Annotated in this window: 25 protein-coding genes; 7 read left to right on the forward strand and 18 right to left on the reverse strand. The window is 41.4% G+C overall.

The features are described 5' to 3' along the window. The first annotated feature begins 188 nt into the window (after nt 1-188). On the forward strand, nt 189-680 hold the full coding sequence (locus tag BM192_RS16115; protein WP_051759627.1) for a nuclear transport factor 2 family protein: 492 nt from the start codon (nt 189-191) through the stop codon (nt 678-680). Beyond that, entirely contained in the window at nt 658-1,830 is a 1,173-nt protein-coding gene (locus tag BM192_RS16120) for a serine hydrolase domain-containing protein (protein WP_051759628.1), read from the forward strand. Before BM192_RS16115 ends, BM192_RS16120 begins: the two co-directional genes overlap by 23 nt. A gap of 49 nt (nt 1,831-1,879) precedes the next feature. On the opposite strand, the gene serS is transcribed toward BM192_RS16120, so the two are convergent. Beyond that, on the reverse strand, nt 1,880-3,151 hold the full coding sequence (gene serS / locus BM192_RS16125) for a serine--tRNA ligase (protein ID WP_037438433.1): 1,272 nt from the start codon (nt 3,149-3,151) through the stop codon (nt 1,880-1,882). 31 nt (nt 3,152-3,182) lie between these two features. Here serS and rsmI point away from each other — a divergent pair, with 31 nt between their 5' ends. From rsmI to lnt, 3 genes are all read left to right on the forward strand, one after another. Further along, nucleotides 3,183-3,926 (forward strand): 16S rRNA (cytidine(1402)-2'-O)-methyltransferase, encoded by a 744-nt coding sequence (gene rsmI / locus BM192_RS16130; protein WP_051759630.1) that lies wholly within the window; start codon nt 3,183-3,185, stop codon nt 3,924-3,926. A 104-nt stretch (nt 3,927-4,030) separates the two neighbouring features. After that, entirely contained in the window at nt 4,031-4,687 is a 657-nt protein-coding gene (locus tag BM192_RS16135; RefSeq protein ID WP_037438434.1) for a PH domain-containing protein, read from the forward strand. A gap of 6 nt (nt 4,688-4,693) precedes the next feature. After that, nucleotides 4,694-6,319, forward strand: a complete 1,626-nt coding sequence (lnt, locus tag BM192_RS16140) for an apolipoprotein N-acyltransferase (protein ID WP_037438435.1) — start codon at nt 4,694-4,696, stop codon at nt 6,317-6,319. A gap of 78 nt (nt 6,320-6,397) precedes the next feature. On the opposite strand, the gene BM192_RS16145 is transcribed toward lnt, so the two are convergent. Next, nucleotides 6,398-8,038: an NAD+ synthase gene (locus tag BM192_RS16145; RefSeq protein WP_037438436.1), complete on the reverse strand. Its 1,641-nt coding sequence runs from the start codon at nt 8,036-8,038 to the stop codon at nt 6,398-6,400. 10 nt (nt 8,039-8,048) lie between these two features. Continuing rightward, a complete protein-coding gene (locus BM192_RS16150) occupies nt 8,049-8,711 on the reverse strand; it encodes an outer membrane beta-barrel protein (RefSeq protein WP_234797575.1) in 663 nt (220 codons plus the stop codon). Between the two features lie 319 nt (nt 8,712-9,030). Between BM192_RS16150 and BM192_RS16155 the strand changes: the two genes are divergently transcribed. Continuing rightward, a complete protein-coding gene (locus BM192_RS16155; protein ID WP_037438438.1) occupies nt 9,031-9,834 on the forward strand; it encodes a patatin-like phospholipase family protein in 804 nt (267 codons plus the stop codon). Here BM192_RS16155 and BM192_RS16160 read toward each other — a convergent pair. The 8 genes from BM192_RS16160 to BM192_RS16195 form a co-directional block, all read right to left on the reverse strand. Beyond that, a complete protein-coding gene (locus BM192_RS16160) occupies nt 9,831-10,550 on the reverse strand; it encodes a 2-phosphosulfolactate phosphatase (protein WP_037438439.1) in 720 nt (239 codons plus the stop codon). The genes BM192_RS16155 and BM192_RS16160 overlap by 4 nt on opposite strands. A gap of 33 nt (nt 10,551-10,583) precedes the next feature. After that, nucleotides 10,584-11,663: a glycine cleavage system aminomethyltransferase GcvT gene (gene gcvT, locus BM192_RS16165; RefSeq protein WP_037438440.1), complete on the reverse strand. Its 1,080-nt coding sequence runs from the start codon at nt 11,661-11,663 to the stop codon at nt 10,584-10,586. A 42-nt stretch (nt 11,664-11,705) separates the two neighbouring features. Further along, nucleotides 11,706-12,908, reverse strand: coding sequence for a glycosyltransferase family 4 protein (locus BM192_RS16170; protein ID WP_037438543.1), 1,203 nt, complete (start codon nt 12,906-12,908; stop codon nt 11,706-11,708). A gap of 163 nt (nt 12,909-13,071) precedes the next feature. Then, entirely contained in the window at nt 13,072-13,527 is a 456-nt protein-coding gene (locus BM192_RS16175) for a hypothetical protein (RefSeq protein ID WP_037438441.1), read from the reverse strand. Next, complete coding sequence (locus BM192_RS16180; RefSeq protein ID WP_037438442.1) at nt 13,527-14,087, reverse strand: Panacea domain-containing protein; 561 nt, start codon at nt 14,085-14,087, stop codon at nt 13,527-13,529. The genes BM192_RS16175 and BM192_RS16180 overlap by 1 nt, the downstream gene beginning before the upstream one ends. A gap of 125 nt (nt 14,088-14,212) precedes the next feature. Next, nucleotides 14,213-14,824 (reverse strand): ribonuclease HII, encoded by a 612-nt coding sequence (locus BM192_RS16185; RefSeq protein WP_037438443.1) that lies wholly within the window; start codon nt 14,822-14,824, stop codon nt 14,213-14,215. Between the two features lie 18 nt (nt 14,825-14,842). After that, nucleotides 14,843-15,979 carry a glycosyltransferase family 2 protein gene (locus BM192_RS16190; protein ID WP_037438444.1) on the reverse strand — a complete coding sequence of 379 codons (1,137 nt, stop codon included), beginning with the start codon at nt 15,977-15,979 and terminating at the stop codon, nt 14,843-14,845. After that, entirely contained in the window at nt 15,957-16,934 is a 978-nt protein-coding gene (locus BM192_RS16195; protein WP_037438445.1) for a lysylphosphatidylglycerol synthase domain-containing protein, read from the reverse strand. Before BM192_RS16195 ends, BM192_RS16190 begins: the two co-directional genes overlap by 23 nt. Before the next feature lie 43 nt (nt 16,935-16,977). Between BM192_RS16195 and ruvC the strand changes: the two genes are divergently transcribed. Then, the gene (gene ruvC / locus BM192_RS16200; protein WP_037438446.1) at nt 16,978-17,541 is read left to right on the forward strand and encodes a crossover junction endodeoxyribonuclease RuvC; all 564 of its coding nucleotides are present in this window, start codon (nt 16,978-16,980) and stop codon (nt 17,539-17,541) included. A 124-nt stretch (nt 17,542-17,665) separates the two neighbouring features. Here the strand turns inward: ruvC and BM192_RS16205 are convergent, their stop codons facing one another. The 7 genes from BM192_RS16205 to atpE all read right to left on the reverse strand — a co-directional run bounded on the left by BM192_RS16205 (nt 17,666) and on the right by atpE (nt 22,737). After that, nucleotides 17,666-17,881: a hypothetical protein gene (locus tag BM192_RS16205; protein WP_037438447.1), complete on the reverse strand. Its 216-nt coding sequence runs from the start codon at nt 17,879-17,881 to the stop codon at nt 17,666-17,668. A 70-nt stretch (nt 17,882-17,951) separates the two neighbouring features. Next, nucleotides 17,952-18,746 (reverse strand): 5'-nucleotidase, lipoprotein e(P4) family, encoded by a 795-nt coding sequence (locus BM192_RS16210; protein ID WP_037438448.1) that lies wholly within the window; start codon nt 18,744-18,746, stop codon nt 17,952-17,954. Between the two features lie 98 nt (nt 18,747-18,844). Beyond that, nucleotides 18,845-19,732 (reverse strand): ATP synthase F1 subunit gamma, encoded by an 888-nt coding sequence (atpG, locus tag BM192_RS16215; RefSeq protein WP_037438449.1) that lies wholly within the window; start codon nt 19,730-19,732, stop codon nt 18,845-18,847. A gap of 27 nt (nt 19,733-19,759) precedes the next feature. Beyond that, complete coding sequence (gene atpA, locus BM192_RS16220; RefSeq protein ID WP_037438450.1) at nt 19,760-21,334, reverse strand: F0F1 ATP synthase subunit alpha; 1,575 nt, start codon at nt 21,332-21,334, stop codon at nt 19,760-19,762. Between the two features lie 44 nt (nt 21,335-21,378). Next, nucleotides 21,379-21,927 (reverse strand): ATP synthase F1 subunit delta, encoded by a 549-nt coding sequence (gene atpH, locus BM192_RS16225; RefSeq protein ID WP_037438451.1) that lies wholly within the window; start codon nt 21,925-21,927, stop codon nt 21,379-21,381. Nucleotides 21,928-21,953: 26 nt separating this feature from the next. After that, nucleotides 21,954-22,448 carry a F0F1 ATP synthase subunit B gene (gene atpF, locus BM192_RS16230; protein ID WP_037438452.1) on the reverse strand — a complete coding sequence of 165 codons (495 nt, stop codon included), beginning with the start codon at nt 22,446-22,448 and terminating at the stop codon, nt 21,954-21,956. Between the two features lie 88 nt (nt 22,449-22,536). Further along, nucleotides 22,537-22,737 (reverse strand): ATP synthase F0 subunit C, encoded by a 201-nt coding sequence (atpE, locus tag BM192_RS16235; protein ID WP_037438545.1) that lies wholly within the window; start codon nt 22,735-22,737, stop codon nt 22,537-22,539. Nucleotides 22,738-22,763 lie beyond the last annotated feature (26 nt).

Below are 22,763 nucleotides of genomic sequence, written 5' to 3' on the forward strand. Positions count from 1 at the left end.
AAACTTATAATAAAAGGCGTTCAGTTATTGAACGCCTTTTCTATTTTACATCGAATATTAACGGACATCTATATGTTCATTAATGAACACTTCAAGCGCAAAATCCGCATTTAAGAACCCCTGATAAGGGTATTCTATCATGGCATTTGGATTGGCATAGGCTCATCAAACATTACAAAAACTTATCGATGATGATCCGTAAAACCATTATGCTTGGCCTATTGACGCTTTGCGCACATGCAGGCTTTTCTCAACAGAATAAAACTGCAGAGACCCCTTTATATCAGGAAATTTTTAAAGCAGACAGCCTGATGTTTCAGGCCTTCAATAACTGTGACAGCATTACATACCGGAAGTTTATAAAAGACGACCTGGAATTTTACCATGATCTGGGGGGCTTCACAAAAGGAGCTGCCAATGAAATGTTATCTATTAAAGAAATGTGTGAAAGAGGTAACCACATTCGCCGTGAGCTTATAAAAAGCAGTCTTGAAGTACACCCGCTAAAAGGATATGGAGCAGTTGAAATCGGCACCCATCGTTTTTACCATACCAATAAAGGCCAGGAGGAAAAGATCAGCGGAACATACAAATTTGTACAGGTTTGGGAATTTAAAGACGGTTTGTGGAAACTTGCCCGGGTAATCAGTTATGGCCATGAGAACGTCAGCAATGATTAGAACAGGTTTCACATTGATCCTTTTGCTCCTATTATGGACAAATGCTTACACGCAAATCAGAACATTAAATGGAACTTATGTTTCAGAGAAGGCAATGGATGAGTTTCTAAAACAACAAATAGATTCAGGCGCAGTTCCTGGCTTATCCATAGCAGTAATCAATGATGGGAAAATTGTATTTCACCGTGCAATTGGCAGCGCCAATTTGGCTAAACATACACGGATAAACAAATCATCCATTTTTGAGGCCGCGTCCTTATCTAAAACTATGTTCACATATTTTGTACTCAGACTCGTAGATAAGGGCATTCTGAGTCTGGATACACCTTTACACACCTATCTGCCCTATCCTGATATTGCATACGACGAACGTTATAAATTAATCACGGCACGTATGGTATTGAGCCATACTGCAGGGTTTCCAAATTGGCGAACGCGCAATTTCGCCGATAGTAGCAGAAATATCCCAAAAGGGGACTTGTATTTAAAATTTAAACCGGGAACAGAGTTTTCTTATTCCGGAGAAGGCTATTATTATCTGGCCAAGGTTATTGCACAATTAACTAAAAATAGTCTGCAGACACTCGATAAATTATTCCAGCGGGAAGTCTCGGCACCTATGGGTTTACCATATGCCTGGTTTAGCACCAACCCTTTCATTACCAAACACAAAGTTACAGGTTATGTCGATGAGAAGGCACGCGACAACTGGCCAGCTTCGATAGTCGGCCAGGACTCAACTTGGTTTGGTGCGGCCGGAGGTTTACATACAGAGGCCCTTACGTATGCTAAATTTCTGACAGCACTCATGAATGACTCGGGCCTTTCCCGTCAAAGCATAGAAGAATTCTTTAAAGCTCAGGTCGTACTCTCTGATCCTGCAGATCATGACGGCGACACAGCCTGGTGTCTTGGTCTATCCGTCAGACCAGGTTTAACTACACCAGATAATAACCATCGCGGAGATAATGGAAATTTCCAATCCTATTACCGGATAAATATGGAGCGTAAAGACGGTTATGTATTTTTTGCTAATTCAAACCATGGTGGGGAATTCAACGAAAAACTTGAAGCTTTTTTCAAAAAAGGTGTTTATGCAGAATCCGCAGAACGCTTCGGTAATACCGGAAAGCTGGCGGTCTCTAAATAAAAAAAGGGCATTCACCAAAAATGAATGCCCTTTAAACTAGGAGTGATTATTAATCAATTCTGTCGAATCCTGTATATGCAGCCAATACTTCCGGCAGTATGATACCTTCCGGTGTCTGACAGTTTTCCAGAATAGCAGCGACAATACGTGGTAAAGCCAATGCACTTCCATTGAGCGTGTGTGCCAATTGAGTTTTACCCGTATGACCTTTATATCTCAACTTAAGTCTGTTCGTCTGATAAGTCTCAAAATTAGATACAGAAGAAACCTCAAGCCAGCGTTGCTGTGCAGCGCTCCACACTTCCATATCATAAGTCATAGCAGAAGTAAAGCCCATATCACCACCACAAAGACGTAATACACGATAATGCAGTCCAAGCTCCTTTAATAAGGATTGCACATACAGGCTCATCTCTTCCAATACTGCGTAAGATTGCTCAGGATGAACGATTTGTACCAGCTCCACCTTATCAAACTGGTGCAGCCTGTTTAATCCGCGCACATGTGCACCATAAGAACCAGCCTCTCTGCGGAAACATGGTGTATAAGCCGTGTTCTTGACTGGCAGATCTTCCTCTTTTAGAATAACGTCCCTGTACAAATTAGTGACAGGAACCTCCGCAGTAGGGATCAGGTACAGATTATCTTCAGTTACGTGATACATCTGCCCCTCTTTGTCCGGTAATTGTCCGGTGCCGAAACCAGAAGCTTCGTTTACCATTAAAGGTACCTGCATTTCGCGGTATCCACTTTCCGTCGCGCGGTCCAGGAAGAAGTTAATCAGCGCTCTTTGCAGACGTGCTCCCTTTCCTTTATAAACCGGGAATCCTGCGCCGGCTATTTTAGTACCAAGTTCGAAATCTATAATATCATATTTAGCCGTCAGTTCCCAGTGCGGAACAGCACCTTCGTGTAATACAGCAGGGCTTCCGTGTGTATAAACAACTTCATTTTCTTCCGGCGTAGTGCCTGCAGGCACAGCTTCAGCTGGAAGGTTAGGTAACTGAACCAGAGCCTGATGCAACTGCTGTTCGGCCGCTAACAATTGCTCTGACAGCTGTTTAATCTGTTCCTTGTTAGCTGATGTAGTTTGTTTAATCGCTTCTGCCTCCTCTTTCTTACCATTACGCATCAGTTCACCAATTTGTTTGGCGCTTGAATTTGCAATAGCAGATAGGTTATCCAGTGAAGTTTGAGTTTGTCTGCGTTCTTCATCAATTCTGATAATTTCATCAACCAGCTCTGGCTGTTTGAAATTACGCACGCTTAAGCGTTCTAAAACTTTCTCTCTATTTTCGCGGATATAGTTAACTTGCAGCATTATTTATTTTTTTCAGCAAATATAACAAGTTTTGGAGAATACCACAGGCGGCAAACTATTTCTGGTACCGACACCGATCGGGAACCTGGAAGACATGACATTCAGAGCAATACGTATCCTGAAAGAAGCTGATGTGATCCTGGCAGAAGACACCAGGACAAGCGCACCACTGCTAAAACATTTCGGAATAGACAAGAAAGCCTACTCCCATCATCAGCACAATGAACACCAGGCTACTGCTGAAATTATACGTTTTCTGAAGGAAGGTAAACAAGTAGCCCTGATCTCAGATGCGGGGACGCCGGCAATCTCTGATCCCGGTTTTTTCCTCGTACGGGAAGTTCTCAAGCACGATTTACCAATAGAATGCCTGCCTGGCGCAACAGCATTCGTCCCTGCACTGGTTAATTCAGGCCTGCCGACTGATTCCTTTGTTTTTGAAGGGTTCCTGCCAGTTAAAAAAGGAAGACAAACTAAACTGACTAAACTCGCTGCAGAAGAAAGGACTATCATCTTATACGAAAGCCCGCACCGCCTGCTAAAGACTCTGGAAGAATTCTGTACTTATTTTGGTGAAGACCGCCAGGCATCCGTGAGCCGGGAACTGACAAAAATGTATGAAGAAACAGTAAGAGGTACGATTCTTGAAATAAAATCACATTTCGAAAACAATATCTTAAAGGGTGAATTCGTAATTTGTGTCGCTGGCAGGGAGCCTCAGAAAAAGGAGAAAAGAAGTTACCGTAAAGATCAGCCCGAAGAAGACGAAGATTAAGATCCAGAAAAGCCTTTGCAGAGAATTCCCTGAAGAATCAAATTTCCGAATGGGACAACAGGTAAACAAATTAAAAACAGGGTAAACAGATAAAAAGGTATAAAATGAATATAACCGAAAGATTTTTAAATGATGAGCAAGATCCTAAAGCTGTTGAAAAAGTATTAGGCAAACTGAGTGATATGCTGGTTACCGGCGAAGAACTTCTTTATCTGGCTGTACAGAAAAAACCAGCAGTAAACTTGCTTCCCGACTGCATCGTAGTAAGTAATAAAAGGATCTTTTATTGTGAACCAGCTAATTTCGGTATCACTATGAACTTCAAGGATATTTCCTGGAAAAGCATTAAAGAAGTGTCCTTTAAAGAAGAACTCTTCGGTTCTAAGTTCATTTGTGTACCGCAGCACGGAGAGAATATCATTACAGAATACATCCCAAAAGTACAGGCACGTAAACTTTACCAGGCCGCCTACGAGCAGCTTGAGGCTTTTAAAGAACAGCAGCGAAATACAGAACTGGAAGAAAGACGTGCCGCACAGCAGCAGCAACCACAGCAACCGCTGGTTATCACAGAAATTCCGGTACAGGAAAGTATTCCGGAACCAGAACCCGTAGTTTACATCCCAGCTCCTGAACCTGCCCCGGAACCAGAAGATGAAACCACGCTGAAACTCCGAAAACTCAAAACACTTTACGATAAACAACTGATCACCCAGGAAGAATACGAAGCCAAGAAAGCAAGTATTTTAGCTGATCTATAGTCTCTGATGAAGATAAAATCAAATTATGCACTGGCACTATCCAGTGCTTTTCTACTTTGGCTGGCCTGGCCACCAATTCCCTACACGACCCCTTTATTATTAGTTGCCCTGGTTCCCCTGTTTATAGCAATCAGCAGGATTATGTCAGAACCAGGCCCGAAAAAAGGAAAGCAGGTTTTCCTGACAGCAGGATTAACTTTTCTGGTTTGGAATACAGCCTGCATTTACTGGGTATATAACGCCATAAGTGCTTATAACAATCCTGTGGTAGCCCTTCTGGTGTCACTCATTCCCTATGGTTTGGGTGCCCTATTGATGACCTTTGCCTTTTGGTTGTTCTACCGCCTTAAATTAGTTACAGCCAGCCCAAAACTAGCATATTTCGGGTTGGTCAGCTTTTGGGTAAGTATGGAATATCTCCATGCATCCTGGGACCTTGCCTTCCCCTGGATGACTCTGGGTAATGGACTCGCAGGAATGCATCAGCTTGCACAATGGTATGAAACTACCGGTGTGTATGGCGGTTCCGTATGGATCATTCTGAGTAATATTCTCGCTTTTGAAGCCTGGAAAAGTTATCAGCAAAATACCGGTTACCTGAAAATCAGGACTGGACTTGGCTGGTTGCTGCTCGTATTAATCCCAGTAGGAATTTCACTGGCCAAATATTACAATTACCAGGAAAAACCGATGCCGGTCAATGTTGTTGTGGTACAACCCAATATAGACCCCTATGAGAAAATGGGTGGTATGTCCACGGCCAACCAGCTAGATATCTTAACTAAATTATCCGATTCAGTTGCGCAGGTCAATACAGAATATTTCATCTGGCCAGAGACGGCACTCCCTAGCTATGTTGACGAAGAGAAGATCAGAGACAGCCGTGAGTTCCACAGCTTACAGCAGTTTCTAAACCGGTATAAAAACGGTACCCTGATAACCGGGATGGAAACCATGCGTTTTTATAACGAGCAAAAAACTATTTCATCATCCCTGGATCCAAACAGCGGACGTTATTACGATCATTTTAATACTGCTGTACAGTTAGAGAATTCCCCGAATGTGCAGTTTTATCATAAATCCAAATTGGTTCCTGGTGTTGAGAAAATGCCTTTCCCTAAATTATTATCGTTCCTTTCCCCTGTATTCGCAGGCCTGGGCGGGACAGTATCCGGCTGGGGATGGCAGGACGATCCTGGCGTTTTTTATTCACAGAGTGGCGTAGGCGTAAGCCCTGTTATCTGTTATGAATCACTTTGGGGTAGCTGGATCGGTCAATCCGTTAAAGACGGTGCGCAGCTTATTGCGATTATCACTAATGATGGCTGGTGGGGAAATACTTCCGGAAAAGATCAGCATTTCCTGTATGCCAAACTAAGAGCGATAGAAACCCGCCGCTGGGTAGTCCGCTCTGCTAACACTGGTATTTCAGGTTTTATTGATCAGCGCGGGGACGTTGTTAAACAATCAGGATGGTGGAAAAGAGATGCGCTGAAGATGGATGTGAATCTGAACGACCAGCTCACCTTTTATACCAAAAGCGGAGATATCATCGCTCAGCTGCTCAGCCTTTGCGGCATCGGGCTGGCACTATTGATTCCCTTGAAAGCATTCAGTAGAAAAAAAGCATAAAACACCCTTAATAAGAAAAGCTCATCGACATTCCATAATGGTTTGCTGATGAGCTTTTTTCGTAAATTTAATTCCGGTTTAAGGAAGATATTTCCCGACAAGAGGCATTCTTCTGCCTTGTCCGAAAGCCTTTGGAGACACCCTTAAGATGGGTGGGGTCTGGTAGCGTTTAAACTCTGCACCATTTACCATTTTTATAACCTTTCTGACCAATTCTGCGTCATACCCCTGTTCAATAATTGCGGCAGACGTCTTACGCAGTTCAATAAACTGATAAAGGATCGCATCCAGCGTATCATAATCAGGGAGACTATCTGAATCCTTCTGATCAGGTCTAAGCTCAGCAGAAGGCGGCTTAACTATCGTATTTTCAGGAATAAACTCCCTATCCTTATTAATATAACGGGCCAGCTCAAAGATTTGCGTTTTATAAACATCACCGATGACACCAATTGCGCCGCACATGTCACCATATAGAGTACCATAGCCAACTGCACATTCACTTTTATTAGATGTATTCAGCAGGATATAACCAAACTTGTTAGACATAGCCATTACGACTACACCTCTGGTTCTGGCCTGGATATTTTCTTCCGTCAGGTTAAAAGGTAAACCCTGAAAAGCAGGTGCCAGCATTAGGTCGAATGCGTCGGCTGCCTCCTTAATCGGAATGATCTGGTGCATACACCCAAAGTTTTCTACCAGATCCAGCGCATCTTTAATCGAATGATCCGTAGAATATTTAGAAGGCATTAAAACAGCCATTACATTTTCGGGTCCCAGTGCCCTGCAGGCTAGCGCACATACGATCGCAGAATCAATTCCACCAGAAAGACCCAGTACTGCTTTACTGAAACCAGATTTGCGGAAATAATCCTGAATACCAATTACCAGCGCATCATGGATTTGTGCAATATCACTTACAGGCTGGTGTGCTACCGGTTTTAAATCAGGAAAACCTTTTCCGTCAAAACGGTAAGTTCGGGAAGCAGTTTCAAAATAAGGCATTTCATCCAGCAATTGCCCCTGACTGTCATAGGCCATAGAACCGCCGTCAAAAATCAGCTCTGTCTGTGCACCCACCTGGTTGACGTATAACAGCGGCAATTTATACCTTGCTGCATTATCTGACAGTACCTGCCTTCTTTCCTCATCGTGAAGATAAGAGAACGGAGAAGCTGCAATATTAATCATTAGGTCTGGCTGTTGTAGAATCAGCTCATCCATCGGATTAGAGATATATAAAGGATTATTATTAATATTCCAGAGATCTTCACAAATCGTAAGCGCTATTCTGTAACCTTTGTATTCGATACAGTCAAATTCAGTAGCCGGCTCAAAATACCGGTATTCATCAAAAACATCGTAATTAGGCAGCAAAGCCTTTTTAACAATAGCTTTAACCTTGCCATCTTCAATAAAATAAGCTGCATTATAAAGATCCTTACCAGCAGGCTGCACATTCTTAACCGGCAATCCAATAATGCAGGCAATCCCCATACACTCAGCGGCTATTTGCGTAGCTGCAGCTTCACAAAGACTAATAAATTCCTCGAATTCAAGGAAATCCCGGGGCGGGTAACCGCAAACAGCAAGTTCCGCAAAAACAACCAGGTCTGAACCCTCTGCTTTAGCAGCGCTGATCTGCTCTATAATTGATTTTGTATTCTGCTCAAAATTACCAATGTGGTAGTTGAGCTGTGCAAGGGTAATATTCATGATTTGCTACTTAGAAAAACATCCCTAAATTAAGTCCGAAATAATGGTTCTTTACAGAACGGTTACTGTCAGAAGTTATATTCGTAAATCCGTTATTAAAAGTTAATCCGATCACGACGCTCGTATGGTTTGCGATATCATATTCCAAACCACCACCAATGATTAAACCAGCACGGTAGAATTTTGTTCCCTGATTTATTTCTCTTTTATCGACAGGATCCGGTCTGGTATCCATGCGGGATTTAGTTTTAAAATCGTTCGACAAACCAAACTGTCCATACCAGCGTGACTCTCCCATTTTATCAGTTTTTAATTTAACTGTCAACGGAACCTCCACATACTGCATCATATATTTCAGGTCGAATAACCTGTTTTGAGAACCGTCGGCAAAAGCGGTGTTTCTCCCAACTTCCGTTGTCCTGCCGTTGATTGTGGTTATTGTAATACCGGTAGCGATACTATAATTCTCTGCAAAATTGAAGTCGGCCATCATACCGTAGGCAAACCCTACATTAACCCCGTTACTTTTACCAGTTTCTGGCTTATACCAGCCGAAATTCGGGTGGGCAGTAAGACCTAAACGGAAACCATAATCCGGACCCGTAAAATTTTGTGCAAATACGCCGCTACCAAGAAGGGAAAATAAAAGGATAGTCAGTAATTTTTTCATCATGTGTAATTTACAATATTTAAGATTTTGTAATAATCAGGATGCGGATGCTTACATTTTAGCCGGATGCTATTGAGGTTTCCGCAACGTTCTGATTATATTTGTTAGTCATGAATAACGTTAATAGAGTTCAAATCTATCTATTTTTTCTATTTGTCCTGTCATTTATTTCGGGCAGACGGGGGAATAAACCAGTTACAAACATTATTCCGTGTCATAAATAGCTTACTAATGAAAATCAGGATACACCATTGACAATAGCAGTATCCTGATAGTAATGAAGAATTAACAAGAATAAAAGCAGCAAGAAAAGAGAGCAGATATGACTAAAGTAGGAATTGTATTATCCGGAGGAGGTATCAGGGGAATTGCCCATCTCGGTGTATTAAAAGCATTAATTAATTCGGGCATTACCTTCAGCCATATCAGCGGCACGAGTGCAGGTTCTATAGTAGGTGCATTTTATGCGGCAGGCATAGACCCCGAAGAAGCACTTTATATCTTTATGGAAACCAAATTACTGCGCTTTATTCGCCCCGCTTTAACATTAGGGACACTCGGACTGATTAATATTGAACATACCTCTGAGCTGCTCAAAACATTTTTTCCCGAAGACCGGATAGAGAAATTAAAGATTCCGCTGACTATTGCCACAACCAATTTCAGCGAAGGTAAACTCGTATATTTTAGTGAAGGCCCTTTAATTCGTGCAATTCAAGCTTCCAGCTGTATTCCGGGGATTTTTAAACCAATTATGATTGATGGACAGATGTACGTGGATGGTGCGATATTAAATAACTTTCCTGTGGAACCCCTGCTCGAAGATTGTGACTTTATTATTGGCTCTTCCTGCAACCACCTTAAACCAGTCGGTGAGATTACCAATCTGCGTAAACTCATGACCAGAACCGGTATGATGTCTGTCAATAAAGATATGGAGCGCAAAGCAGGATATTGTGACCTCATGATTGAGCCCAAAGGAATGGGCGAAATCAGCACTTTCGATATGAAAAAAGCAGAAACTATTTACTGGCTCGCCTATGAAGAAACGCTAAAGACCATTCAGCAGGACCTGGGTTTCAAGCAGCTGCTTAATAATATGAATAGAAGTAAAACGAAGAATTAGACCGTTTTCAACCGCACCAGACGCTCACCTTCCAGTACAGGTATTGCCTGGCAGGTATTCAGCTGAAGGCAGAACGCTACGTCCTTTTCTATATTTAAGGCTGCCATTCTGTGAGAATGGGACGATTTCCCAATAAAGGCTCTCAAATCGTCCTTAGCTAACTGATAAAGATCTGCTGCTGCAACACTTGCATCATCTGCCATGCTGAAAGTGTCCCTTAATGCACTAACCACTGCACCAGCAAAAACAGTATCCTCTAAATTAAACTGATCTTTCCATCCCGCGCATAGCAAAAGCACGTTTTTATCCTGTGTTTTTAGCCATTCGCACAGCGCATCCAGGTTCAGGAAGGCTCCGATAACCACCTGACTCGCATTCGGCCGGGCAAGTTGCAGAGCTTTGGTACCATTAGTTGTCGTTAAGACAACAGTTTTACCGGATACTTTTTCTGCAGTATAGGAAAACGGAGAATTGCCAAAGTCGTAACCCGGGACAACTTCTCCGTTTCGCTCCGCTGCCAATAAATAGCCTTGATCTGCATAACTCAGACATTCCTCCACCTGGGCCACCGGAATAATGGAGGTGGCACCATTTTCGATCCCATAGACAATCGAAGAGGTAGCTCTTAAAATGTCAATCACCACAACTATACTTTCTGTGATATCATATAGACCGATCAGGGCAGGTGTCAGGCAGACTTCAATATTTCTTTGCATAAAAAGAGGGAGGCAGCTATTTGCAATAATTAATTATTTATAAAAAGGGAATTTTACAACTTTGGCTTTAATCGCATTATTTCTGATGCTGATAAAAATCTCATTGCCTTCTTTCGCCTGATCTTTATTTACGTAACCAATACCGATTGCTTTTTGCAGGGATGGAGATTGCGTACCGGAAGTTACCTTACCGATTACATTTCCCTGTGCATCAACAATCTCATAGTCATGACGCGGAATACCACGGTCAATCATTTCAAAACCAATTAGCTTGCGTTTAACACCAGCTTCTTTTTCAGCTTTAAGCGCAGCAGAATTTGTAAATTCTTTCGTGAATTTAGTTACCCAGCCTAAACCAGCTTCAATTGGCGAAGTTGTGTCATCAATATCATTACCATATAAACAGAAACCCATTTCCAGACGCAATGTATCCCTCGCACCTAAACCAATAGGTTTAATCTGGTAATCGGCACCAGCTTGGAATACAGCATCCCAAACTGCTTCCGCATGCTCGTTATCGCAGTAAATTTCAAAACCACCTGCACCAGTATAACCTGTAGCAGAAACGACCACATTATCAACACCTGCAAACTTTCCTTTGGTAAAAGTATAATACTCCATAGAGGCCAGGTCAATTTCAGTCAGTGACTGTAAAGCCTCAGCAGCTTTCGGACCTTGTACCGCCAATAAAGATGTTTTTTCAGAGATATTGTGCATTTCCACCCCGTCAGTATTGAACTTCTGGATCCAGTTCCAGTCTTTTTCAATATTCGAAGCATTCACAACCAGCATATAAGTCTTCTCGTCGATTCTGTAAACCAGTAAATCATCTACGATACCGCCATTTTCATTCGGAAGGTAAGCATATTGCACTTTACCGTCATATAATTTAGAAGCATCATTGCTGACAACTCTTTGGATCAGATCCAGCGCATTGTCACCTTTAATAATGAATTCACCCATATGACTTACGTCAAATACGCCTACGCTTTTTCTGACTGTAGCATGTTCTGCATTGATGCCCTCGTATTGAACGGGCATATTGTATCCTGCAAATGGAACCATTTTGGCTCCTAATGAAATGTGTTTATCTGTTAATGCGGTGTTTTTCATGCGCTTTTACTCTTAAAAATTGAGGGCAAAAGTACATAATTTTTATCCATTTACTAATTGAGTGTAGACATTCAGCATCCTTTTGGAAATACCCCGCAGATCATGATCACGCTCTACAGTTTTTCGTGCATTTTCACCCAGCTCCCGCCAGCGGTTGGGCCGGGTCAGACATTGCAGAATACAACGGTAGAATTCATCGGGCGTATCGGCAATCAGGATGTCATAACCATTTTTACAATTGAGCCCTTCTGCGGCGAAACTGGTTGCGATAATACATTTCTTCATGGCCATTCCCTCGATGATCTTTACCCGCATCCCACTTCCCGAGAGCAAAGGCACAATCATAATTGCTTTGGAATTCATGAATTCAACGGCATCGAAGACCTCACCCTCTATCACCAGATTTTCGGAATCATATTCATAGAAATGCCGCTGTATCCGCTTTCCGGCAATATAAAACCGGAGCTCAGAATTCAGTTTTTCTATATCGGGCCAGATCTCTTCGATGAACCACTCCAATCCTTCTTTGTTTGGCCGCCAGTCCATCGCCCCAATATGGAATAATGTTGGAAAGCTCGTTTTGGATATATCAATAAGGTATTTTTCAAAGTCAAGTGCAACCGGGAAAACATCTATGGGTATTTCACAACCAAACTGCAGAATATTATGCCGGTCGGGTTCACTGATTGCAAAAATACGGTGGAAGCGGTTAAACTGTTCAGTTTCGTAAGTTTTGAGACGGCGGGCAAGAAATTGCAGGTATCGGCGCCGGGGTGTAAACCGCTCGCTGTTTGCCAGTCTTTCCCAGACATCAAAAACTATATTATGTGCCCGGTAAATCAGTTTGGCATTGCTATATTGCTTAACAGTATCCAGGTAAGGTACAACAAAGAGCCCCTCAAACTGTATTACATCAAACTCAGTTTCCCGGAGCAGATTCTCTAACATCTTAGCTGCATCGTCATCATAAAACCGGGAAACATTATAAGAATCGTTACTGAAAATATTGAAAAACGCGTCCCAGAGATTAACCTCCGTATCCAGTTCAAAAGAATGAAATTTGATCTGTTCAAACACCGGATCATAAATATCATCCACATCTACACGGTGAGAATTTGGGTTGATACAGAACAAAGTAATCTCTGCCCCCAAATTTAATAAGCCTTTCATTGTGTTGTAAACAACGATAGGATAACCACTGGTTGGAGGAAAAGGAACCCTGTTACTGAGAATTAGTGCTTTCAATCCGATCAAAATACAAATTATCTGTCGTTTTCGGAAAAGCTAAAGAAGTCTGGTGAAGAAATAGTAAATGTCTGACGGTGATATGGTGTATTTTACAACGATAACCATCTTGTTTATGCCAATTTAGGTTGACATCACGTAAAACTTCCGATAAACTCTGAACTTAAAGAAACAATCCAAAAGTTTTCTTGATGGCCGGAGTGATAGTTCGAGCAGCCTTAATTTTTTCTCTTATCTCTTTTAGGTCAAACCCGGAGACTTCTCCAATAATTTTTGTTGGATCTTCACCGATAATAGTTAATAGCCAATCTGCATCTCGTTTATATATACTTGAGCAATCTGCATAAGAATCGTGAGATAGATAAGGCCTGTCCTTCGCAGTTAATTCTAAGTTTAAATCTCTAAGCTCCTGAGTAGGAAATACATTTGGATTTATTTCGGAATTTATAAAAATGGCTGCAAAAATTAATTTGTCGTAAGACTGTCCAACTAAGACAAAACGTTTCTGTTTTGGAGGATTAGTATCCCTGACATATAAACGGATAACTGAACCAATTTTAAGATTCCTCTGAACAAATTCTTGTCTAAAATTTGCTGGGAAAGAGTCAGAAAGCGACATTAAGAAACTCTAAGATTATTATTCTCAGCATTGAGCAAAATATAACGAAGCATTTCTGGCGCAGTCTCAACAGATTCTGCAATATCTAAATAAGACATTTCTGTTTCACTGGATTTTTCCGCCTTAGCCCATGCCGAATCATGAGATTTATCGGTAATCTCTCTAAAACTCAACTGCTGATTCTCATCAATTGAGGTTAAAATCGCATCAATATTGGATTCTGATAATTCATCAATATCAGGTTCGCGATTGGGTGTGACGTAAGGAATTTTTTCATTGCGGGTTACAGTGAAAGCTTTTGACAACTCCAATGCCTCATGGAATGGTGAACTCTGATTTTCTGAAGCTTTAAAAATATCATAAAGAAACGACGGAACGGGACCGTAAGGCATCGCCTGATAAACGTCACCAGTTAACGGCTGACCATAATTCTTTAGATGTTGCTGTTCAGCAAAATACAAGATTTTAAAAACCCTATGGTAATCTGCCTTACCAAGTTTATTTAGAATAAGGAGCGCAGCGTTAAGCGTTTTCTCTTTATCTACATTAAATGCCTGCATAATACAAAGTTAATTAATATTTCCGAATAAAAATACTAAACTAATTAGCAAATACTTTTATCGTAAGTCAATCGGAAATACTGTTTATCAGGTCTTAACCAATATTTCATGCACCATTCTGTTTATTACCCATCGTTATCGGAAAAGCTAAAGAAGTCTGGTGAAGAAATAGTAAATGTTTGACGGTGATATGGCGTAAGCCCGTGTTCCAGAGCTGCAGAGCGGTGTACTCTGGTGGGGTAACCTTTATTTTGTTTCCAGTCATAAATCGGATATTCCAGATGCAGCTTTTCCATGTATTCGTCGCGGTGGGTTTTGGCCAGTACAGAAGCAGCAGCAATATTTAAATATTTGCCGTCTCCCTTTACAATACAACTATGCGGAATTTGTGGAAATGATTTAAAACGGTTACCATCAATGCTTAAATAGCCAGGTCTGAGCTGAAGCTTTTCGATAGCCCGGTGCATGGCCAGAAACGAGGCATTGAGTATATTGATCTCATCGATCTCGATATTGTCTACAGAAGCAACCGCCCAGGCTAATGCTTCTCTTTCGATTAAGGGACGAAGCGCAGCCCTTTGTGCATGCGTGAGTTTTTTGGAGTCATTCAGTTGTCCGGCAATAAAATCGGCTGGTAGAATAACTGCAGCTGCAAAAACAGGTCCGGCAAGACAACCTCTGCCTGCTTCATCACAACCGGCTTCCAGGTGTTCTATTTGAAAACAATTCAATAACATGTTGCAAATTTAAAAATATCAGCGGACAATCCTGCTTTTCCACTCGTACTTACCCGAGTTACCAGCAATACCGATGTAAATGATATATAGAATATGGAACAAATTGAGGACCGGTAATAATTTAAGTAAAGACGTCCTGCCTGCAAAAGCAGTGACACTCCGCAGGAAATAATATTCTATTCCAATCTTCAGGAGCAGCTGGCAGACCAGTACCGGCCAGAACTCCGGCATGAACAGTGCAGTAATCAGGTTAATCAGAATGCTGAGATTGAACAGCCATACAAATACGCCAAGCACAATAATAGACTTATTCTTATAACGGGTACTTTTAGATGCCCAGCGTTTACGCTGCTGCAGAAATTCCCGCAGATTAGGTTTGGCATGGGTATAGACAATTGCGTCCTTATTTTTAAGGAACCCTATTGAACTATCATCAGCAGCGGCCATTTTATGCAGCAACAGCTCATCATCACCAGAAGCCAGGTCATCTATCCCCTGAAAGCCGCCAACGGCATAGAACGCTTCTTTTTCATAGGCCAGGTTAGCACCATTACAAGTCGAAGGTTTTTTATTACCGATCGTGGAAGCACCCAACCCGATCAGGTAGAGGAACTCCAGGCTTTGTGCACGTTCGAAGAAACTACGCTCCTCATCATAGACCACCGGAGAAGATATCATTTTATAACCTTTTTCTTCATAGCACGCTACTACAGTACTCAACCAGCGGCTACCCATCCGGCAGTCCGCATCAGTAGTGATAATCAATGTACCACTTGCCTGCCCTATAGCAGTCTGGATAGCTTTTTTCTTATAAGAATTTGTCGCAGCATCAGCTTTCAGGGAAATTAACTTTACGCCACGGGAAGCATAAGACAAGACCACCTCTGCCGTACGATCTGTAGAATGGTCATCAATAAAAATGAGCTCCGTTAACGCCGGATCGTAATCCTGTGCCAGCAAGCATTCTATAGTTCGTTTAATACCGCCGGCTTCATTACGCGCAGCGATTATTACCGAAACCATTGTGCGGGCTTTTATACCCGCCGGTTTAAAACTGATCAGCTTGCCCCAGCCCCGGATAAATCCAAAGACAACGACCAGATAAACCAGCGTTAAAATAACAGATATCGTATTAATTACGTTTAAGAGTTCCAAAAAAGTTCAGTTTAAAAACAAAATAAGAGCCTAATATAGCAGGAATAATAATATTGATGAGCCAGATACTTGCCGTGCAGGCAATCACAGCTACATCCTGATCTGTGACATAGCTAAAGAAATAAGATGCCGTTACACTTCTGACACCAATATCAAACAAGTCCAATGAAGGCAAAGTACTTTGCACGAAGAACAAGATACAGGTCATCATCAGAATATCCATATAATACAAATCAGGAATCAGCCAGAAGAAAAGAATAAAATATTGCGTGCTAAATACCAAATAACGAGCCACGCAAAACAACAGAATCTTAAACAGCTCCTTTTTCTGATAACGCCCCAGGATACTGTAAAACTTCTTGTATTTACGGGTAAACCGCATAGACAGCAGAATACCATTTAGCCAGCGGATATTAAAATAAAAGATAATAAAAAACAGGCAAAACATGGTAGATAGCGCTATTAGCGCATATTCAAGCCGATAATCCAGATCTGCAAAACGATAGAGGAATATACAGATTGCAATGGCACCGAAGATATTGGTAAGTACCATCTGACCAATATTGCCAACGGCCATAGCCACTACCCCGATAATCCGGCGTTTAGGTGAGAGAAAAAACACCCTCCCTCCATACTCCCCGATCCTGTTCGGCGTAAACACCGCCCAGGTGAGTCCGCAGAATACAGATTCCAGCGACCTCCAAAGGCTAAGCTTTTCGATCGGCCGTACTAGCCGGCGCCATTTCAAAGCTTCCAGTCCCCAGTTAACGAGCATCAAAAAGACAACGATACCCAAAACCATCGTAATTTCCGGCTGCGGTATGGCTTCAATCAATTTTCTGAAGTCTTTCAGGTTACTGTTTGAACTTAGTTTGGTATAGATCATCCAGAACGCCAGGGTGACAATACTAACTTTGAGCAGTGTGGAGACTATGGTTTTATACTTAGATATCAAATTGCTTTAAATTATATTATGCAAATATGCTTAATATTGCGGTATGTTGGTTGGAAAAAAGGAAAGGGTAATCATGGGGATCGATCCGGGTACTTCGGTAATGGGGTACGGCGTGATCCTGGAGAAGGGGAGCAAAATAGAACTGATCAGTATGGGAATTGTACGGATGGACCATCTGGACGACCATTTCCTTAAATTACAAAGGATCTTTGCCAAAACTGTAGGACTTGTAGAACAATACAAACCAGATGTTATGGCACTGGAAGCACCCTTCTACGGGAAGAATATCCAGGTTATGCTTAAACTCGGACGTGCACAAGGTATTGCTATGGCGGCAGGGCTATCCAAAGACATTCCAATCTTCGAATACGCACCCAGAAAAATTAAACAGTCCATTACCGGAAATGGAAATGCCGGTAAAGAGCAGGTCGCTGCAATGCTGCAGACACTACTCAAGTTCAAGGAGACACCAGAATTCCTGGATGCAACCGACGGACTTGCAGTTGCAGTCTGTCATTCCTTTCAGCGAGTGAGTACTAGCGGCAGCGGAAAATCCTATTCCGGCTGGGAAGCTTTTGCAAAAGACAATCAGAAAAGAGTTAAATAATTCAGCGTTTAAGCAGGTAATCATTAATGGATTACCTGCTTAAACGCAAAAAGCCCCTGAACGAGTACGATCAGGGGCTTTTCTTATAAATATAAAGACCGGAATTATAAACCGGTATTTTGTCTTAAGAATTCAGAATTTTAAATACCGCTTTGAAGCAGATAAAAGCACCAAGGAATAAAATTATCCAGGAAACCAAAGATAGTATTGTAGAATCCATTGCAAAACGCAGATAAACTCCCACGATGCTGACAACGATACCGACTATCAATAATTTATATATTGAAGTTTCATTTGCATTTTGCATGCTTTTAGTATTGTGTTTTGGCGTTTGCTCCATTTTTGTGTGTTTTATAATTTGCTAGCAAAATTAAGATTATTTCTTTTAAAACGGCATGATTAAAAGAGAATTATTTAATTTCATACCCCTTCAAACCCTGCACACGCTGTGCGGATCTTTCTTCCTCTGTTAACCCCGAACCTTTATAAAGAATTTTCTCCCAGTCACCGTACATCGGATTCGGTAAAACGATAAAATGATTACCAAACTCCTGCCATGCAGCATCTACCTGTTCCCGGGTATCCTTGCCCTCGCGGTAAAACGCATTACTAAAGTCACTCAGATTGTCACCACAAAGCAGTAAAATATTATAATCTTTCAGCACGATCTGTCTGCGGGGCTCTTTATCTGAAGTTGCAGTGTTCAACAGCAAATGCGCTTCATCTGCATTAGGAAAACCCAGTCTCTGGAGATTTTTTAGGGTACCTGCATGCTCAGCTGCTGTACGGTTACTGATATAGAATGTTTCCACCTGTTTGTCCGCTGCAAATTTCAGGAAGCTTAAAGCCCCCGGAATAGTATCTGCCGCCCCCAGGCTGGTCCATTCACCCCAGTCTTTCAAATTGTAACTAATCCCTTTTTGTATTTCGTGACCTTGAAAAGGTGAATTATCGAGTACGGTTTCATCTATATCTACAATGACACAATTCTTTTTAGCCGGATCGGCCGATGTCAGTCTGTTTACCAGCGATAACCTTGCAAAGTTAAATGCCTGAAAAGACAAGGCCCTGAACTCACCTGAGTGCTGTTGCCAGGCCACGGCAATTGCATAATCATTAGCGGGCGAAGCAACTGTTGTTTGTTGCGCTGCCAGTGTTAAAGGAAAAAAGCAGGCAAGTGCTGCCATTCTAAGCATTTGTTTCATATTGTAATTCTTTTACCGGTGCAAAAATAAAGAAATTATACGGGCACAAAAAAAGGGCTCCATAAAGAAGCCCTTTTTCCAAAATATGTTTACGGTTATTATCCGTTCAGTGCTGCTGCACCACTGACAATTTCTGTCAGCTCTGTTGTAATTGCAGCCTGACGAGCCTGGTTGTAAGAAAGCTTTAACGCTTTCAACAGGTCTCCCGCATTCTCAGTTGCTTTATCCATTGAGGTCATCCTTGCACCATGCTCAGAAGCATGAGAATCAAGAACAGCTTTATATAACTGGATTTTAATTGATTTAGGAATTAACTCCTTCACAATTTCTTCCTGAGAAGGTTCCAGTATATAATCTACTTGGTGGTGTACATTTGTTTGTACAACAGGCTGCTCATTTTTAGGTAAAGGCAACAATTGTTCTGTGGTTAAAATTTGAACGGCAGCGTTTTTAAAGCGGTTATAAACCAATTCTACACGATCATATTTGCCTTGTTTGAAGCCGTCCATAATCATATCGGTGATTTTGGTTACGTTCTCAAAAGTAAGGGCTGCGTAAACCTCATTGTGGTTACCGATCACTTTGTAGTTACGTTTCTCGTAAAAATCCTGAGTCTTTTTACCAATAGCTACAATGCTTACATTACCATTCTGAAATTGTTTACTGTATTTCTCAGCTATCAGGTTGTTGGTTGTTTTGATAACATTCATGTTGAATGCACCAGCCAGTCCCCTGTTAGATGAAACAGCAACGATCAGTACTTTGTTCGGCTCACGTTCTTCAATAAAAGGCGATGAAGATCCTTCCAGGTTGGCAGAAAGATTTCCTAAGATTTCCTTAAGCTTGGTCGCATAAGGACGTAACTGTATAATCGCATTAGTAGCCCTTTTCAGTTTTGCTGCCGAAACCATTTTCATGGCTTTGGTAATCTGCTGGGTAGACTGTACCGATGATATACGAATTCTTACTTCTTTTAAATTAGCCATTCTTTTTTAATCTTCTTCCTTTTGTTATTAGTAATTAGGTGAAAGTTCTTTAGCTACGGTCTCCAATACAGATGTAATAGTATCATCCAGTTTACCAGCTTTTAAAGCAGCTAATGTTTGTGGGTGACGTTGTTCCAGTTGTTGCAGGTATTCTGCTTCAAAAGCTCTGATTTTGTTAACCGGTACAGAACGCATCAGGTTTTTAGTACCAATATAAATGATAGCGACTTGTTTCTCTACAGTCATTGGAGAGAATTGTCCCTGTTTTAAAATCTCCACGTTTCTTGAACCTTTATCCAGTACAGATTTGGTTGCAGCATCTAAATCAGATCCGAATTTAGAGAAAGCCTCTAACTCACGGTATTGTGCCTGATCTAGTTTTAAAGTACCAGCAACTTTTTTCATTGATTTAATCTGTGCATTACCACCTACACGTGATACAGAAATACCTACGTTGATCGCCGGACGAACACCTGCGTTAAACAAGTTAGACTCCAGGAAGATCTGACCGTCAGTAATGGAGATTACGTTAGTTGGGATATATGCAGATACGTCACCAGCCTGAGTTTCGATAATAGGCAAAGCAGTTAATGAACCACCACCTTTAACGATACCTTTCAGGGATTCAGGTAAATCGTTCATGTTTCTTGCGATCTCATCATTCGCGTTAATTTTAGCCGCACGCTCTAATAAACGACTGTGCAGGTAAAACACGTCACCCGGATAAGCCTCACGTCCTGGTGGACGACGCAATAACAGGGAAACCTCACGGTAAGCTACAGCTTGTTTAGACAAATCATCATAAACAATCAGTGCAGGACGACCTGTATCGCGGAAGTACTCACCAATAGCAGCACCAGAGAAAGGTGCGTAGAACTGTAGTGGAGCAGGATCAGCAGCAGAAGCAGAAACAACAACAGTATAAGCCATTGCACCGTTTTCTTCTAAAGTACGTACAACGTTTGCTACTGTACTTGCTTTCTGACCACAAGCTACATATATACATAAAACAGGGTTACCTGCTTCATAAAATTCTTTTTGGTTGATAATGGTATCAATACAAACGGCACTTTTACCAGTTTGACGGTCACCAATAACCAGCTCACGCTGACCACGGCCGATTGGAATCATCGCGTCAATCGCTTTGATACCAGTTTGTAATGGCTCATTAACCGGCTGACGGTAAATTACACCCGGAGCTTTACGCTCGATCGGCATTTCGTAAGTTTCACCAATGATTGGTCCCTTACCGTCGATCGGCTCACCTAATGTATTTACAACACGGCCAAGTAAACCTTCACCAACTTTGATAGAGGCGATTTTCTTAGTACGTTTAATCGTATCCCCTTCTTTGATATTGCTTGACGGGCCTAAAAGTACCACACCAACGTTATCTTCTTCAAGGTTCAAAACAATACCCTGCAAGCCGTTTTCAAATTCAACTAGCTCACCTGATTGAACTTTAGTTAAACCATAAACACGGGCAATACCATCACCCACTTGTAATACGGTACCAACTTCTTCAAGTTCGGCTTCTGATTTAAAGCCCGACAATTGTTGCCTGATAATTGCCGATACTTCGTCTGGTCTTACCTCTACCATAATTTTATATTATTTCTTTTGTAATTCTTGTTTGAATAATGGAATTAAACCACACCCTGGGCAAATTCCTTTTTTAATTTATTTAGACTTCCAGCGATGCTGGCATCAAATTGTTTATCACCAACTTTAAGAATAAAACCACCAATAAGTTTTTCATTAACTTTTTCGTTGACGATTACTTCATTTGCACCGGTTTCCCTTTTCACAACAGTTACAATTTCTGCTTTGCTCTCCGGAGTTAACGGTGTAGCTGAAGAAACTTCTGCAGTTACAATACCTTTAATTACATTGTATTGTCTGATGAAAGCTTTGGTCGTATCAAATAAAATGGCAGAACGTCCTTTATTAACGATCAGTTTAAGGAATGAACTTGTAATCGGACTTACACTTTTACTCAGGATTTCATTCAGGATAGCGTATTTCTTATCCAATGGAATAACCGGGTTCTGCAGGATAGCCTCCAGAACAGAATTCTGGTCAATAACCTGCTCAATCAAAACCATATCATTCTTCATCTCTTCCAAAGAGTTTTGCTCCGTAGAAAGGTCAATTAATGATTTGGCGTATCTTGATGCTGCTTTATTTTCTGACATGTTCATTTTAATTTGATGGCAAGGAATTAGTTCAATTCAACGTCTTTCAACAGTGCTGCAACTAAATCCTGTTGTTTAGCTTGATCTGCTAACTGGCTTCTCAATACACGTTCAGCAATATCCAGTGACAGGGAAGAAACCTGATTTTTCAATTCAGCTAAAGCAGCTTTCTTTTGATTCTCGATTTCAATTTTTGCTTTCTCGATTAATTTAGCGCCTTCAGTCTGTGCCTGAACTCTTGCTTCATTAACAATTGTGTCTTTAAGGTTTTTAGCTTCTTTAAGGATCAGGTCTCTTTCTGCACGGGCTTCCTTCATGGATTCCTCATTTTGCGCAGCCAGACGAACCATTTCCTGCTTAGCCAGCTCAGCTTTGTTCAAAGCTTCGTCAATTGTCTGTTCGCGTTCTTTAATAGCCGCCAGCACAGGTTTCCATGCGAATTTGGCTAAAATAAACATCAACAATAGAAAAGCTATTGTTTGAAAAACAACTAAACCAATTTCCGGTACTAATAATTCCATCTCAATATATATAGGTTAATTCTAATTTCTTGTTAGATAGATTGTACTTTGCAGCAACCCTGCAAAGTACAATACTATTATCTTTTAGTTACACTAATGCAACTACTACTGCGAAAAGCGCAACTGCTTCAACGAATGCAGCAGCGATTAACATCGCAGTTTGAATTTTAGAGGCAGCTTCCGGTTGACGGGCAATACCTTCCATAGCTGAACTACCGATTTTTCCGATACCAACACCTGCGCCGATAGCAGCTAATCCAGCACCAATTGCAGCAATACTTCCTGTAATCATGATTATATATATTAATTGTTAAA

The sequence above is a fragment of the Pedobacter antarcticus genome (assembly GCF_900112985.1).
GTDB lineage: Bacteria > Bacteroidota > Bacteroidia > Sphingobacteriales > Sphingobacteriaceae > Pedobacter > Pedobacter antarcticus.